Genomic DNA, 14,349 nt, shown 5'->3' on the forward strand with positions numbered 1-14,349 from the left:
ACGGCAACCGCTCGCTGCTGTCGCAGGGCGGGTCGAAGCAGAAGGCCTATGTGACGCAGAGCGGCAACAACAACACCTCGACCGTCAACCAGAACGGCAGCGTCCAATACGCCGAGCTGATGCAGTCGGGGAACAACAACACCTCGTTCATCAGCCAGACCGGCACCCAGACCAACTGGGCGTATGTGACGCAGTCGACCAACGGCAACAATTCGTCGGTGACGCAGAACGGTGCGGGGCTGCTCGCGGTCGTTCGCCAGTAACACCTCCCAGCCGGGCGGCGTTCGCGTCGCCCGGTACTTTCAAGGGTTTTCCATGACCGTTCGCGCGCTCCTCGCCGTCACCTGCCTCCTCATCGCGGCACCCGCCGCAGCGCAGGACGGCATCCACAGCGATGCCTTCGTCGACCAAATTGGCGCGATCCAGTCGGCCGTAGTGGTGCAGTCGGGCGCGGCGAGCGCGGAGATACGCCAGGACGGCAAGTTCCAGCGCGCACGGGTGAAGCAGACCGCGGGGCCGGCGGGTCAGATCAAGCTGACGCTCGACATGCGCGGGATCGGCAACGACGCGGTGGTGACGCAATCGGGCGTCGCGGTCGCGGGCGTGCAGATGGCAGGCGTCGGCAACCAGGCGTTCCTCACCCAGCGTGGCGGGATCGGCGCCGACGCCAACGTCATCGCCCTTTTGCAGAGCGGGACGCGCAATTACGCCAGCCTGACGCAGAACGGGTCGGGCAACGCGATCGACTTGGCCCAGCACAACAGCGACAACAGCGCGACGATCACGCAGAACGGCAATAATCTCGGTATCAAGATGGTGCAGGATGGCGGCGCCAAGGCGGTCGTCGTGCAGACCGGCAAGTGACGCACGTGCGTCGATCTGTCGACATGTCGCGTGTTATACACGGCTGCGTCGTGGCGTGTGCCGTGTCGACGCTTGCGGGTAGCGCCATCGCGCAGGGTTTGCGCCAGGCCCCTACCCCGCCCCCTCGCGCATTGCCGCAGGTCGAGCAGATCGCACCCGCACTCCCTGCCCCCGTGCTAACCGAAACCGAGCAGCCGCAGACGGGCGACGATGCCGCGGTCGCGCAACTGCCCCCCGAGCCGCGCGCAGTGCGCCAGCCGCGCCCCTTACCCAAATCTCCCGCCCCGGTCGGCTCGGTCGATGTCGAGCGCGCCTATGTCACCGTGTTCGGCGCGAACGACGCGCGGCCGGCGCCGAATACGCCGCCCGTGCTCGATCCGGCGACGCAGGGCTATCTCGCGGCACGGATCGCGGCTGCGGCGGGTGCGACGGTAAGCGACGCGCATCCTGACACTGTGCCGGCCACGACGCCGCTGCCCAAGGCTCCCAAGCCATGATCCTGCCCCCCGAACCGCCCGCCGTGCAGGCACCCGCCGCGCAACCGGTCCGCGCGATCGTCACACGTGCGGGCGACGGCGTCCACGTCGTGCTGATCGGCGAGAGCACGCGTGCCGTCCGCGTCGACTATACGCTGACCGCCGGGTCTAGCGGCAACCGCGCGACGCAGGGCGGCGCGGCGCGGCTGGAGCCGGGGCGGCGCGCGACCCTGCTCGACCTGACGCAGCACGGCAGCGGCGACTGGTCGGGGGTCCTCGAGGTACGCATCGACGGGCGCGCGGCGTATCGGCTGGTACTCAGCGCACCCAACTGAAGGCGCACACGGATAGAGACGGCGTTCCGCTCGTTCTGCCTCGCAACTGACCAGTGCGAGGACGTTCGACCATGACGATCAAGGCCATCGGCTATGCCGCATCCGGCAAACACGCCAAGCTGAAGCCGATGCAGCTCGAGCGGCAGGATCCGCTGCCCAACGAGGTGCAGATCGCGGTGCTCTATTGCGGCGTGTGCCATTCCGACATCCACCAGTGCGAGAACGACTGGGGGAACACCGTCTATCCGTGCATGCCCGGGCACGAGGTGATCGGGCGCGTCGTGAACAAGGGTTCGCTGGTGACGAAACACGCGATCGGCGATCTGGTCGGCGTCGGCTGCATGATCGACAGCTGCCACGAATGCGCGCTGTGCCTCGCCGGCGACGAGCAGTATTGCGAGGGGCCGAACAGCTGGCTCGCGACCTACAACGGTCCGATGAAGCCCGCCAAACAGGCCAAGACGGGCGAGAACATGTACGGCCGCGACAACACCTTCGGTGGCTACTCGGACCAGATCGTCGTGCGCGAGGATTTCGTGCTCAAGATACCCGCGAGCCTGCCGATCGAGGCCGCGGCGCCGATCCTGTGTGCGGGCGTCACCACCTATTCGCCGATGAAGCATTGGGGCGTGAAGGCGGGCAGCAAGGTCGGCGTTGTCGGCTTTGGTGGACTGGGCGACATGGGCGTAAAGATCGCGCGCGCGATGGGCGCGGAGGTGACCGTGTTCACGCGCGACAAGGACAAGGTCGCCGAGGCCCACCGGCTCGGCGCAAAGAGCATCGTCGAGGGTGACACGAAGGCGTACGAGGCGATCGAGGGCCACTTCGACTTCATCATTTCGACCGTGCCTGAGAAGCACGAGGTCGACCCGTTCATTCCGCTGCTGCGCCACGATGGCGCGTTCGTCGCGGTGGGGGCGCTCGCCCCGATGCCGGGGTGGAACCACATGAACGTGGTAATGGGCCGCAAGACGATCGCGGGCTCGCTGATCGGATCGATCGCGGAAACGCAGGAGGTGCTCGACTTCTGCGCGCAGCATCACATCGCCCCCGACATCCAGCTGATCCCGATCCAGGAGATTAACGAGGCGTACAAATACGTGAAATCGGGCGACGTCCGCTTCCGCTACGTCATCGACGCGGCGAGCCTAGCGCAGGACAAGGCGGCCTGAGCACGCCCGTGCGCCAATTTACCCTGCCCGACGGCACCCACGTTCCCGCGCTCGGGCAGGGAACGTGGAACATGGCTGAGCGCGCCGACGCAAGACCTGAGGAGATCGCGGCGCTGCGCGACGGTGTCGAGCGCGGGCTGACGCTGATCGACACTGCCGAAATGTACGCTGATGGCCGCAGCGAGGAACTGGTCGGCCAGGCGATCACGGGATTACGCGACCGCGTGTTCCTCGTCACCAAGGCGTATCCGCACCATGCCGGGCGCGACACGCTGCCACGCGCGTGCGAGGCGAGCCTCAGGCGGCTCGGCACGGATACGGTCGACTTCTACCTGCTCCACTGGCGCGGGAGCGTGCCCCTGGCTGAGACGGTTGATGCGATGGAGGCGCTGGTCGCGCGCGGGCTGATCGCGCGCTGGGGAGTGAGCAACCTCGACACCGACGACATGGAAGAACTCGTCGCAGCCGGTGGTGCGAACTGCGCGACCGACCAGATCCTCTACAATCTTTCGCGCCGCGCGCCCGAGCACGACCTGATTCCTTGGCTAAACGAGCGGCACATGCCCGTCATGGCCTACAGCCCGGTCGAGCAGGGCCGGTTGCTCAGCCACCCTACGTTGAACGCGGTCGCGGAGGCGCGCGGTGCGACACCGGCGCAGGTCGCACTCGCCTGGCTCCTGACCCGCGACAATGTGATCGCGATCCCCAAGGCAGGCACGCGAGCGCACGTCGCGGAGAACGCGGCCGCAGCCGGACTTGTGCTGAGCGCGGACGACCTTGCCGCGCTCGACCGCGCCTTTCCGCGCGCCGCCCCTCGCCCACTCGACACGCTCTAACGAAGGACCAAGACCATGCAGAAACGCAAGCTCGGCCGCCAGGGTCTCGAAGTCTCCGCGCTCGGGCTCGGGTGTATGGGAATGTCCGACTTCTACGCCGGGCGCGACGAGGCCGAGTCCGTCGCCACGATCAACCACGCGCTCGATCGCGGGGTCACCTTTCTCGATACCGCCGACATGTACGGCGTCGGTGCGAACGAGGAGCTGGTCGGGCGCGTCGTACGCGATCGCCGCGAATGGGTGGTGGTCGCGACCAAGTTCGGCAACGTCCGTGGCGCAGACGGCAGCTTCCAGGGGATTAACGGCCGTCCTGAGTACGTCCGCCAAGCCTGCGACGCCAGCCTGAAGCGCACCGGGCTCGACTTCATCGACCTCTACTACCAGCACCGCGTCGATCCCGAGGTGCCGATCGAGGAAACGGTCGGCGCGATGGCCGAGCTCGTGCAGGCGGGCAAGGTCAAGTATCTCGGCCTGTCGGAGGCCGCGCCCGCCACGATCCGCCGCGCGCACGCCGTCCACCCGATCACCGCGCTGCAGACCGAATATTCGCTGTGGACGCGCGATCCGGAAAGCGAAATCCTGCCGGTGTGCCGCGAACTCGGGATCGGCTTCGTCCCCTACAGCCCACTCGGTCGCGGGTTCCTGACAGGGCAGTTCAAGTCGCCCGACGACCTGCCTGAGGACGACTACCGCCGCAACTCGCCGCGCTTTCAGGGCGAAGCGTTCCAGCGCAACCTCGACCTCGTGCGCGAGATCGAGGAGATGGCAGCGGCGAAGAGCTGCACGCCCGCGCAGCTCGCGCTCGCCTGGGTGCTGGCACAGGGCGACGAAATCGTGCCGATCCCAGGAACCAAGCGGCGCAAGTACCTCGACGATAATCTTGGCGCACTCGACGTGACGTTGAGTGACGCCGATCTCAAGCGGATCGACGAGGTGTTGCCTCCCGGCGCGGCGAGTGGCGAGCGATATCCCTCGATGGCGACGATCGACCGGTGAGCGCCCCCACATTCGCCGCGATCGCGCCCGGTCACCTCGCGGTGGTGACGGGCGCGGCGAGTGGGATCGGGCTCGCCGCGGCGCGCGCGCTCGCGCAACGCGGCATGCGCGTTGCGCTGGCCGACCGCGCCGGCGATGCGCTCAACGCAGCCGCGCGCGTAATCGAAGGCGCGACCGCGCACGCGCTTGACGTCGCCGACCCCGATGCCTTGGTCTCGCTGGCGGAGGAACTGGGCGAGACCCCTGCCCTCCTCATGAACAATGCCGCGATCGGTGCAGGCGGCGACGTGCTCGCGGGTGTGGCGGCGTGGCGCCGTCTGATCGACGTCAATCTGATGGGCGTGCTCCACGGCGTCGCCGCCTTCGCGCCCGCGATGATCGCTGGTGCCGAGCCGGCGATGATTGTCAACACCGGCTCGAAACAGGGCATCACCCAGCCGCCCGGCAACACCGCCTACAACGTCAGCAAGGCAGGCGTGAAGGCGCTGACCGAGGGGCTGGCACACACGTTGCGCAAAGCAACCGGCGAGCGCGTGACCGCGCACCTGCTGATCCCCGGCTACACCTACACCGGGATGACTGCACGCGGGGTAGACAAGCCCGAGGCGGCGTGGAGCGCGGAGCAGGTCGTCAACTACATGTTCGCCGGACTGGAGGCGGGCGACTTCTACCTGTTGTGCCCCGACAACGAGACGACGCGCGAACAGGATGCCAAGCGGATCGCCTGGACGGCGGGTGACGTCACCGAGAACCGCCCCGCCCTTTCGCGCTGGCATCCGGAATGGAAGGATGCCTTCGCGCGCTACATGGCGGAGTAAGAATGTGTGCGTGTCGTGCTGTCGACACGCACACACCCCCGCGTGCAACTAGCTTACGTGTTCGTCTCGGGTGTGCGTCGATAGCGTCGCTATGTATCAACGTGCCGCGAGCACCGAGCGCCACGCCGCCAGCTGTCCCGACGAGGCATCACGCCGAACCGCGGCGGGCTTGCCGCGCCGCAGCCGCGCACGGTCGCGCTCGGGCGGGTCGACCAGCTGCACATGCACTGCCGCACGCCCCGCCTGCTGGACCCCGAGCAACCGCGCCGCGCCGCGCGACAGGTCGATGACGCGCGTGGACGAGAACGGCCCGCGATCGTTGACGCGCACCAGAATCGTCCGTCCGGTACCAAGCGCGGTGACCTCAATGTAACTCGGCAACGGCAAGGTTGTATGCGCTCCGCTCACCCAGCGCGCCCGGTACCGCTCGCCGTTCGCGGTGCGGTTGCCTGACTCGGACCCGTACCAGCTAGCGTATCCTACCGCCTCATAACTCGGCACAGCCGCAGGTACGTAGGTCACCCCCGCGCACGCTGTACGGCCGCCCGATCTTCACCGGCCAGTCGCTCACCCGTGCGCCGGTGCATCCGGCGAGCGTGAATGGTAGGGCGAGCAGGAGAAGACGCAGGAGCATCGGGACAATCTAGCACATCACTGCGCGTCCTCGACCGCATTGAGGATCGCGCGGCCATAGGCGGTTTTCTTGTAGCGCTCACCCGCTGCACGGGCGTCGTCGACACTGATCCAACCGCGCTCGAACGCGATCTCTTCGAGGCAGGCGATCTGAATGCCCTGACGGTTCTGCAGCGTGCGGACGAACTCGGATGCTTCGAGCAGACTGTCGTGCGTGCCGGTGTCGAGCCAAGCATAACCTCGCCCCATCTGCTCGACATGCAGATCTCCCGCCTTCAGATAACGGCGGATGAGATCAGTGATCTCGAGTTCGCCGCGTGGTCCCGGCTTCAGGGTGCGCGCGAACTCGATGACACGCTGGTCGAAAAAATAGAGCCCTGTCACCGCAAAGTTCGACTTCGGCTGTGCGGGTTTCTCCTCCAGGCTTACGACACAGCCGGTATCGTCAAACTCGACCACGCCGTACCGCTCCGGGTCATCAACGCGATAAGCGAAGATCGACGCACCGTGCGAGCGCGAGGCGGCGCGCCCGAGCAGCTCGATCAATCGCGCGCCAAAGAAGATGTTATCGCCCAGTACCAGCGCAACATCGTCGTCGCCGATGAAGTCGGCGCCGATCGTGAACGCTTGTGCCAGACCATCGGGGCTCCGCTGCTCGGCATAGGCGATCGAGATGCCGAAGGCGGAGCCGTCATCGAATAAGCGACGGTAATTGTCGAGATATTCGGGGCTCGAGATGATCAGCACATCGCGGATGCCGGCGAGCATCAGCACCGACAGCGGGTAATAGATCATTGGCTTGTCGTAGACAGGCAACAGCTGTTTGTTCACTGCCAGCGTTGCCGGGTGGAGCCGCGTGCCCGAGCCGCCTGCCAGAATGATGCCCTTCACTTCACGTCTCCGATCAATTCGTCGAGGATGTCGCCGAGTGCGTCTTGCCAGGGGCGGGGCTGGATGCCGTAGGCCGCACCAATCGCCTTGTGGCTGAGCAGCGAGTTGGCCGGGCGTTTCGCCGGCGTAGGGTATTCGGCGGTGGTAATCCTGGTGACCTCGGCCGACGCACCGCCGCGTTTTGCGGACTGGCGGAAGATCTCCCGCGCGAAACCCGCCCAGGTGATCTTGCCGGCGTTGGAGAAGTGGAACGTGCCGGTCGGCGCGTCCGCGTCAGCGATCAGCCGGAGCGTGATCGTCTGGAGCGCCTGCGCCAGATCGGCCGCGCCCGTCGGCGAGCCGCGCTGGTCGTCGGCGACCCGTACGCTCGGGTTGGTCGCGGCGACGCGGAGCATCGTCTTTACAAAATTGTTGCTGTGCGCCGACACCACCCAAGCGGTACGCACGATCACGTGACGCGCACCCGAGGTGCGAACCGCCAGCTCGCCGCCAAGCTTCGACGCGCCGTAGACGCCCAAAGGTGCGACCGCGTCGTCGACTTCCCACGCGCCCGTCTTGTCGCCGGCGAAGACGTAATCGGTCGATACCTGGACGAGCGGAATGTTGGCGTCCGCGCACGCCTTGCCGAACGCCGCGGGTGCCATCGCGTTGACAGCCCAGGCGGTGACGAGGTCGCTCTCGGCCTTGTCGACCGCGGTATAGGCCGCACCGTTGATCACGGCCGCGAACCGTTGCCCGTTATGTCCGACCGCGACGTATTGCCCGATCGCAGCGGCGTCGGTCAGGTCGAGGTCGGCGACGCCGATCGCCACCACCTGCACCCCCGCGGGCCAGGTGAGCCGCTGGAGCTCGGTGCCGAGTTGGCCGTTGGCACCTGTGACGAGGATTACCCCTCTCGCCGTGTCGCTATGTCGGTTCATCGACGTGTCGACATTACTCAAGCCGCTACCCCACGGCGCGTGGACGCCTTGGCCGCAACCAGCGGACGCCACCAATCCTCGTTGGCGAGATACCATTCAACCGTCTTGCGGATGCCGCTCTCGAACGTCTCCTGCGGGTACCAGCCGAGTTCGTCGCCGATGCGGGCCGCGTCGATCGCATAGCGCTTGTCGTGGCCGGGGCGGTCGGCGACCTCGCTCATCTGCTCGGCGTAAGGCTTGCCGTCGGCGCGGGGACGCAGCTCGTCGAGGATCTCGCAGAGCGTGCGCACGACCTTGATATTCTGCCGCTCGTTGTGCCCGCCGATATTATAGGTGCGCCCAACCTCACCGCGCTCGAACACCGCCTGCAACGCGCGAACGTGATCCTCGACGAACAGCCAGTCGCGCACCTGGTCACCCTTGCCGTAGATCGGCAGCCGCTCGCCATCCAGCGCCTTGGCGATCATCAGCGGGATCAGCTTTTCGGGGAAGTGGTACGGCCCGTAATTGTTCGAGCAATTGGTAATGAGCACCGGCAGCCCGAAGGTGTGGCCCCAGGCGCTCACCAGATGGTCCGAACCCGCCTTTGACGCCGAATAGGGCGAGCGCGGATCGTAGGGAGTGTCCTCGGTGAATAGGCCGGTATCGCCCAGCGCTCCGTAGACCTCGTCGGTCGAGATATGGTGGAAGCGGAATGCGGCCTTTGCCTCCTCGTCCAGCCCCAGCCAGTAGGCGCGCGCCTCGGCGAGCATCGTGTAGGTGCCGACGACGTTGGTCTGAACGAACGCGCTGGGTCCGTCGATCGAGCGGTCGACGTGGCTCTCGGCCGCCAGATGCGTGATGACGTCCGGCTTGAACTCCGTAATTGCCGCGCGGACGGCGTCGGCGTCGCAGATGTCGCCCTGCACGAAGCGGTAGCGGTTCGAGTCCGCGACGCGCTCGACAGTCGACAGCGTGCCGGCGTAAGTCAGCTTGTCGAAGTTGAGCACTTCGTGATCGGTGTGCTCGATCAGATGACGGACGAGCGCCGAGCCGATGAAGCCGGCCCCGCCAGTGATGAAGATACGCATGACATGCCTTCAGGAAAGTGGCGTGAGCGGGCCTCCCTGATAATAGAGAGGACTGTCGAAGTTGCTAAAGAGCGGCAACGTCCTGTCCTTTGCCGAGAGGATCGGTGCTTGGCCCGTCTGAAGCGGCCAAGCAATGCCGACACTGTCCCAGCGGATGCCACCGTCGTGATCGGGCGCGTAGGTGTCAGAGCATTTGTATATGACCTCGCACTCGGACTCGAGCGTTACAAAACCGTGCGCGAAGCCGATAGGGATGAACAGCTGATGCCCGTTTGCTGCGCTGAGCTCGGACCCGACCCACTGTCCGTAGGTCGGCGAGCCGCGCCGTATGTCGACCGCTACATCGAAGATGCATCCACGCACGCAGCGCACCAGCTTGGCCTGACTCCGTGGGGGAGCTTGGAAGTGCAACCCGCGCAAGGTGAAGGCAGACACGGAGAGGACATGATTGTCCTGCAAGAAGCGGCAATCGATGCCCAAGGCCGCGAACGCCGGGTCCGAGTAGGTTTCGGTCAACCAGCCACGTTCGTCGACGTGGCGTTTGGGAACGATCCGCCGCACCGTATTCGCTGTCATGCATGCCTTCCTGGCGTGAGCGTACACCCGATTGTGCCCGTCCAAGACTTTTCACACGAGCCGCGATAGAACGACCGAATGTCGTTCGGGACCGCCTCTCACATTTCCTACTCGAAAGCACGAATTTGCAGCGTGTCTGCGGGTGCAGCGCCTCGGTACACGTGGTCTTCCGCGTCAAAGTTCGTGCTTTCGAGTAGGAAATATCCCGCATGACCCAAGTGCCCGCCAAGCCCGCCTCCCCTGCCCGCAACACTCCGGCGTCACGCAAGCGTGACGGCAAGGCGCTGTCACAACGCGACCTGTTCCAGCTCGACAGCCCCCTGTACGGCGAGATCCGCGGCGAGCGGTCGCTGATGGCGTTTCCGTTCTTCGCGCTCAGCAAGAACGCGTGGATGAAGCCGCTCAGCTACGAGCACGCGACCGTTTCGATCGAGGTGCGGCCGTCCGCCAACGGCGTTGCGACGATCTATGACAAGGAGATTGTGCTCTACATCGCCAGCCTGATGGCGGCAAAGCTGGAGGCGGGCGAGGACGTCGCGCAGGATTTTATCTTCACCGCGCACGACCTGTTCTCGGTCACCGGCTCGAACCACTCGGCGCGCTCGTACCAGCGTCTTTCAGAGGCGCTCGAGCGGCTGCAGGGTACGCAGATCAAGACCAATATCGAGGCGGGCGGCGAAGGGGAGGAGGGCTTCTTCTCGTGGCTGTCCGAGGCGCGGCTGCATTATTCCAAGACCAAGACGGGGGAACGGCGGTTGAAGGCAGTCAAGGTACGACTGTGCGATTGGCTGTTCCGCGCGATCCTGCGCGACCGACAGGTACTCAACTACGCCGCGACCTATTTCCAGCTCGGGCCAATCGAGCGGCGCATCTACGAGGTCGCGCGCTCGACCTGCGAGGACGGGCGGATGGAGATCGATCTCGCGACCTTCCGACTCCAGATCGGCTATCAGAACCCGCTGTCGAACTTTCGCGCCGCGATCCGGCAGATCGCGGGATCGGATGCGATCCCCGATTACGCGATCGAGCTGGTCGAGGACGAAGCCCCTGCCCCGGCGGGCGACGGTGATGCCGAACCGGCGCGCCGAGGGCGCCGCGCGACGCCTGCGCGGGTTATCATCTACTACCGCCCCGATCCGGTCGCCGAACTCGGCGAATCGGCCGACTTGGCGCCGACCGAATCGGGTGAGTGACGCGCGGCAATAACGTGGGTTAATTCTACTCAATAGCACGAAGATCGCGGCTATTTCTTACTCGATAGCACGAACTTTTCCTGTGTTATTCTACTCGAAAGCACGAATAGGGACCGACAGAAGTAAGAAAATCACGCGAGTTTCTGCATTTCCTACTCGAAAGCACGAACCGTAGCCGCTTCCTTTATTGGATTTTTCTTGCGACATCGTGAGGGAGATCGGCCGCATGGCCGGATGTTGCGTAAAGGAAGCGGTCGTGACCACATAAAGGAAAGCCCGGCACGAAGGCCGGGCATCCCAAGGTTTGATGGAACGACGTCGCCAAACGTCGAACCGGGGTACACGAGAACAATCCCTACCCCGTCCACATACCGCTGAAACCTGTCCGTTTCAAGGATGCGCGTTTCGCGCCACGCCCTTTTTTTGCCTTGGTCCCGACCCCTGATGAGGGGATGGAAGATGACGGCCTATACGCTCAGCGAGGCGGGCGCATTGGCGCTTGCGCGGATCGGGCGCCGCGCAGGGGCACTACCCTCGCATGGCGAGACGACGCCGCGCCCGGTGCTGCGCGGCAGCCGCGAGGCGGGCACGTTCGAGCACGCGTTCTTCACTCCGCCAGCAAAGGGCGAGACCGACCATCTGCTGCGCGTCGCACGGCGCGCACTCGACGCCGGGCGGATGCTGCGCCGCGCGGCTCGTCGCGGCGAGCGGGTGCTCAGCGCGTCCGAACGACTGGTTGCGCAATTGAGCGCGGGCGCAGTGCGCGTGCTGGAGGAACTGCTCGCGCTCTCGCGGCTCAACCGGGGACGCGTCTACCCCAGCTACGATCATCTCGCGCGCGTCACCGGGCTCGGCCGCGCGACGGTCGCGCGCGGGCTGCGGCTGCTCGAGGAGATCGGCTTCCTCGTCCGCCAGCGCCGCTTCGCGCGCCTGCATACCGAAGGCGCGGGGCCGCAGATCGCGCAGACCTCCAACGCTTATCGCCTGACGCTGCCGCGCGGGATCGCCGCGCATCTGCCGCGGTGGATGCGACCCGCCTCCCTGCCCGACGACGAGGCGCAGCGGCTGGCAACACGCGATGCCGAGCAACAGGTCATGCGGCAGTCGCTCAGCTGCCGCGAACTAGCGCTTGCGACGCTTGACGGGCCGCTCGGGCGGATGCTTGCAAAACTCGGTGCCGGGATCGACGCGCGCGAGGCCGCTGCACGGTTGCCGAGCGCGAGTCTCACGCTGATCCGTAATCCCTCACTCAATCATCTATCTTCTAAAGAAATTGGCGATGGAATGCGGACAATCCAACCTCGAGCAATCCAGACGTGGTAAGAAACGTCGTCATCTCGATCCGCAAACGCCAACTCGTCAGGTAGATGTAGATTGGTGTGTTCGTGGGTAAGAGCTTCACAGGCGGTGCGTTCACTGCTGATGGTGCACATTATTGCGATGAAACCGACCAAACTGGCGACGAGAAGGCTCGACGTTTCGCTGCAATGCAGCTAAAGAAGCAGGCTCGTACACACGGGAGTTCAATCATGTTCGCCAAGTATTTCGCGGCTGCGGCCGCTTCCGCGCTCGTCGTCGCTCCGGTTGCGGCAGCGCCTGCCAACCCCGCTTCGTCGCTGTCGGTCAGCAAGTCGGTTCGCGCTTCGACCGCGTCGTCGAAGAAGAACGAGCTGGCTGGGGGCGGTGTGATCATCGCGATCGTCGCTGCTGCGGCCGTCATCGCCGGCATCGTCATCATCGCTGACGATGACAACAACTCGGACAGCAACTGAGCTGATCCCCTGCCCCGCCGTTCGTGGTGGGGCAGGATTTCCGCGCCGGCTCAACCTGGCGCGCGTAACACAACCTTCGCACGACGCCGCGGCCGGCGTGGTCGCCAGACGAAATGCGTCGCGACGCCGAAGTTGAACACCGAACTCATCAGCGCCCCCGCAATCCCAGCGAGCGGCCAGCTTCCCATCTCACGCAGCGTCAGATTGGCCACCGAGATGTTGGCGAGCGCACCCAGGCTGCACACTGTGCTGAACACCAGATAGCCGACGACGAACCGCCACCCGCGCAACCGCGCCGAGCGGTAGGTGATCGCGTTGTTGAGCACATAATTGAACGCCATCGCGCATAGCGTCGCGATCCCCTGCGCACGCAGGAACGTAACCCCCTGCCCTACGGCCAGGTCGAGCACGACGAGGTGACATGCCAGCCCCAGCCCGCCGATGGCGCAGAACAGCACGAAGCGCGGCGGGATCAATCCGCGAGTCAGCTTGTCGATCAGGAGGAAGGCGTATTCGAGCAGCACGACGACGTCGAGCTTGCTGGTGCCGGCATGGCGCTCGCGAAAGACATAGCCGACCTCGGCAACATTCAACGGCGTGGGCGACGCAGTCAGGATGTCGAGCAGGATCTTATAGCCCTGCTGCGACAGGTCGTAGATCGTCGCCTCGACCACCGAGCGGCGCACCGCGAAGAACCCGCTCATCGGGTCGCTGACGCGGACGCCGGCAAGGCGATGCGCGATCCAGGTGGCAACGCGGCTCATCCGCTGGCGACGCTGATCCCACTCCCCTACCCCGCCGCCCTCAACGTGCCGGCTGCCGATAACAAGATCGACGTCGGTCGTCCGGAGCAGCTCGAGCATGACCGGCAGCCGTGTCTCGTCGTGCTGCAGGTCGGCGTCGATCACCGCGACCAGCTCGCTTTGTGCCGCGAGCACGCCTTCGACCACCGCCGAGGCGAGCCCGCGGCGTCCAACACGCCGGATGCAGCGGATCGGTGCCCCTTCCCCTGCCAGCGTGGCGATCTCGCCCGCGGTGCCGTCAGGGCTGTCATCGTCGACGACGATCAGCTCCCACGCGACCTCCCCCATCGCGCGCGTGATCGCAACGGTCAGCGGGCGGATGTTCCCGCGCTCGTTGTATGCGGGCGCGACTATCGACAGCGCGGGAACGTCGCGTCGATGTGTGAAGGAACGTGCCGGTACCACGCTCCGGCTGCTGAGTTCCTCAGCTTTCATTACACCAAACATCAACGGTTCGAACCGACACGAACACATGTCGACAATCATGCATGCCGACTTTGTGACAGGTCGTAGGTTGCTGCGTCATGTTGCCGGCCGGCTTTGCTGCGCTCGATTTCGGCCAGGTGCCGGCGACGTGATGAACGGTCACTGCCCGCCGACGTCAGGATCGATCGGCTGCTGCGGTGCGGCTCTTGTCGTCCGTGGTTGTAGCCTGGAACGCCGCTGTTGGATTGGCGGAAGCCTCCGGGCGGTAACGCTCGATACGAAGGCTCAAACGATTGTCAAGCCGGCTGGATATACGATTGTTGATCCGCGCCGGGTTGATGCTCGCGGGCAGTCCCTTGGCGTTGAGGCGTGCACCATAAGCGGTTGCGGTATCACGCACCGACCGCGTCTGCGCGAGCACCGCTACGGGGCCGAGCAGCGCTACACCGGAGAGGGCCAGCGCGACGAAGTGGAATGGACTTAGATCGAAACGCATGCCTGCGTGATAGTCGCTTTTGGTGCGGGCGTCACCACAGCGGACCTGGCACCTTGTTGGCACCACTTCCAC

General features: G+C 65.4%; 16 protein-coding genes and 2 pseudogenes. 11 read left to right on the forward strand and 7 right to left on the reverse strand.

The features are described from left to right. From QZ847_RS03495 to QZ847_RS03530, 8 genes and pseudogenes are all read left to right on the forward strand, one after another. Positions 1-263 (forward strand): annotated as a pseudogene (locus QZ847_RS03495) (Curlin associated protein); the annotation flags it as partial. 52 nt (positions 264-315) lie between these two features. After that, on the forward strand, positions 316-864 hold the full coding sequence (locus tag QZ847_RS03500) for a hypothetical protein (protein WP_174195239.1): 549 nt from the start codon (positions 316-318) through the stop codon (positions 862-864). A 62-nt stretch (positions 865-926) separates the two neighbouring features. Next, complete coding sequence (locus QZ847_RS03505; protein ID WP_294353091.1) at positions 927-1,361, forward strand: hypothetical protein; 435 nt, start codon at positions 927-929, stop codon at positions 1,359-1,361. Then, positions 1,358-1,675 carry a curli-like amyloid fiber formation chaperone CsgH gene (gene csgH, locus QZ847_RS03510; protein WP_294353093.1) on the forward strand — a complete coding sequence of 106 codons (318 nt, stop codon included), beginning with the start codon at positions 1,358-1,360 and terminating at the stop codon, positions 1,673-1,675. Before QZ847_RS03505 ends, csgH begins: the two co-directional genes overlap by 4 nt. A gap of 71 nt (positions 1,676-1,746) precedes the next feature. Beyond that, a complete protein-coding gene (locus QZ847_RS03515) occupies positions 1,747-2,847 on the forward strand; it encodes an NAD(P)-dependent alcohol dehydrogenase (protein WP_294353095.1) in 1,101 nt (366 codons plus the stop codon). 8 nt (positions 2,848-2,855) lie between these two features. Beyond that, positions 2,856-3,683 carry an aldo/keto reductase gene (locus QZ847_RS03520; protein WP_294353097.1) on the forward strand — a complete coding sequence of 276 codons (828 nt, stop codon included), beginning with the start codon at positions 2,856-2,858 and terminating at the stop codon, positions 3,681-3,683. A gap of 15 nt (positions 3,684-3,698) precedes the next feature. Continuing rightward, positions 3,699-4,679 (forward strand): aldo/keto reductase, encoded by a 981-nt coding sequence (locus QZ847_RS03525; protein ID WP_294353099.1) that lies wholly within the window; start codon positions 3,699-3,701, stop codon positions 4,677-4,679. Continuing rightward, positions 4,676-5,497: an SDR family NAD(P)-dependent oxidoreductase gene (locus tag QZ847_RS03530; protein WP_294353102.1), complete on the forward strand. Its 822-nt coding sequence runs from the start codon at positions 4,676-4,678 to the stop codon at positions 5,495-5,497. The genes QZ847_RS03525 and QZ847_RS03530 overlap by 4 nt, the downstream gene beginning before the upstream one ends. Positions 5,498-5,593: 96 nt before the next feature. Here the strand turns inward: QZ847_RS03530 and QZ847_RS03535 are convergent. The 5 genes and pseudogenes from QZ847_RS03535 to rfbC form a co-directional block, all read right to left on the reverse strand. Next, positions 5,594-6,131, reverse strand: a pseudogene (locus tag QZ847_RS03535) (septal ring lytic transglycosylase RlpA family protein). Between the two features lie 17 nt (positions 6,132-6,148). After that, positions 6,149-7,021, reverse strand: coding sequence for a glucose-1-phosphate thymidylyltransferase RfbA (gene rfbA / locus QZ847_RS03540; protein ID WP_294353105.1), 873 nt, complete (start codon positions 7,019-7,021; stop codon positions 6,149-6,151). After that, the gene (rfbD, locus tag QZ847_RS03545) at positions 7,018-7,962 is read right to left on the reverse strand and encodes a dTDP-4-dehydrorhamnose reductase (protein ID WP_294353106.1); all 945 of its coding nucleotides are present in this window, start codon (positions 7,960-7,962) and stop codon (positions 7,018-7,020) included. The genes rfbA and rfbD overlap by 4 nt, the downstream gene beginning before the upstream one ends. After that, entirely contained in the window at positions 7,959-9,011 is a 1,053-nt protein-coding gene (gene rfbB, locus QZ847_RS03550; RefSeq protein WP_294353108.1) for a dTDP-glucose 4,6-dehydratase, read from the reverse strand. Before rfbB ends, rfbD begins: the two co-directional genes overlap by 4 nt. 9 nt (positions 9,012-9,020) lie before the next feature. Continuing rightward, positions 9,021-9,587, reverse strand: a complete 567-nt coding sequence (gene rfbC, locus QZ847_RS03555) for a dTDP-4-dehydrorhamnose 3,5-epimerase (protein ID WP_294353110.1) — start codon at positions 9,585-9,587, stop codon at positions 9,021-9,023. 209 nt (positions 9,588-9,796) lie between these two features. Between rfbC and QZ847_RS03560 the strand changes: the two genes are divergently transcribed. The 3 genes from QZ847_RS03560 to QZ847_RS03570 all read left to right on the forward strand — a co-directional run bounded on the left by QZ847_RS03560 (position 9,797) and on the right by QZ847_RS03570 (position 12,552). Next, on the forward strand, positions 9,797-10,780 hold the full coding sequence (locus QZ847_RS03560) for a replication initiator protein A (RefSeq protein WP_294353112.1): 984 nt from the start codon (positions 9,797-9,799) through the stop codon (positions 10,778-10,780). A 459-nt stretch (positions 10,781-11,239) separates the two neighbouring features. Beyond that, positions 11,240-12,103 carry a helix-turn-helix domain-containing protein gene (locus tag QZ847_RS03565; RefSeq protein ID WP_294353114.1) on the forward strand — a complete coding sequence of 288 codons (864 nt, stop codon included), beginning with the start codon at positions 11,240-11,242 and terminating at the stop codon, positions 12,101-12,103. Between the two features lie 206 nt (positions 12,104-12,309). Then, positions 12,310-12,552 carry a hypothetical protein gene (locus QZ847_RS03570; protein WP_294353115.1) on the forward strand — a complete coding sequence of 81 codons (243 nt, stop codon included), beginning with the start codon at positions 12,310-12,312 and terminating at the stop codon, positions 12,550-12,552. 50 nt (positions 12,553-12,602) lie between these two features. Here the strand turns inward: QZ847_RS03570 and QZ847_RS03575 are convergent, their stop codons facing one another. Together QZ847_RS03575 and QZ847_RS03580 are read right to left on the reverse strand one after the other, a co-directional pair. Further along, positions 12,603-13,760 (reverse strand): glycosyltransferase family 2 protein, encoded by a 1,158-nt coding sequence (locus QZ847_RS03575; protein ID WP_294353117.1) that lies wholly within the window; start codon positions 13,758-13,760, stop codon positions 12,603-12,605. 196 nt (positions 13,761-13,956) lie between these two features. Next, positions 13,957-14,277, reverse strand: coding sequence for a hypothetical protein (locus tag QZ847_RS03580; RefSeq protein WP_294353118.1), 321 nt, complete (start codon positions 14,275-14,277; stop codon positions 13,957-13,959). Positions 14,278-14,349: the final 72 nt, after the last annotated feature.

The sequence above is a fragment of the uncultured Sphingomonas sp. genome (assembly GCF_913778135.1).
Lineage (GTDB): Bacteria > Pseudomonadota > Alphaproteobacteria > Sphingomonadales > Sphingomonadaceae > Sphingomonas.

Excerpts from the sequence above, each read along its gene's own strand:
- QZ847_RS03500 (WP_174195239.1), top strand. The coding sequence starts at position 316 with ATGACCGTTCGCGCGCTCCTCGCCGTCACCTGCCTCCTCATCGCGGCA.
- csgH (WP_294353093.1), top strand. The coding sequence starts at position 1,358 with ATGATCCTGCCCCCCGAACCGCCCGCCGTGCAGGCACCCGCCGCGCAA.
- QZ847_RS03515 (WP_294353095.1), top strand. The coding sequence starts at position 1,747 with ATGACGATCAAGGCCATCGGCTATGCCGCATCCGGCAAACACGCCAAG.
- QZ847_RS03525 (WP_294353099.1), top strand. The coding sequence starts at position 3,699 with ATGCAGAAACGCAAGCTCGGCCGCCAGGGTCTCGAAGTCTCCGCGCTC.
- rfbB (WP_294353108.1), bottom strand. The coding sequence starts at position 9,011 with ATGCGTATCTTCATCACTGGCGGGGCCGGCTTCATCGGCTCGGCGCTC.
- rfbC (WP_294353110.1), bottom strand. The coding sequence starts at position 9,587 with ATGACAGCGAATACGGTGCGGCGGATCGTTCCCAAACGCCACGTCGAC.
- QZ847_RS03560 (WP_294353112.1), top strand. The coding sequence starts at position 9,797 with ATGACCCAAGTGCCCGCCAAGCCCGCCTCCCCTGCCCGCAACACTCCG.
- QZ847_RS03565 (WP_294353114.1), top strand. The coding sequence starts at position 11,240 with ATGACGGCCTATACGCTCAGCGAGGCGGGCGCATTGGCGCTTGCGCGG.
- QZ847_RS03570 (WP_294353115.1), top strand. The coding sequence starts at position 12,310 with ATGTTCGCCAAGTATTTCGCGGCTGCGGCCGCTTCCGCGCTCGTCGTC.
- QZ847_RS03580 (WP_294353118.1), bottom strand. The coding sequence starts at position 14,277 with ATGCGTTTCGATCTAAGTCCATTCCACTTCGTCGCGCTGGCCCTCTCC.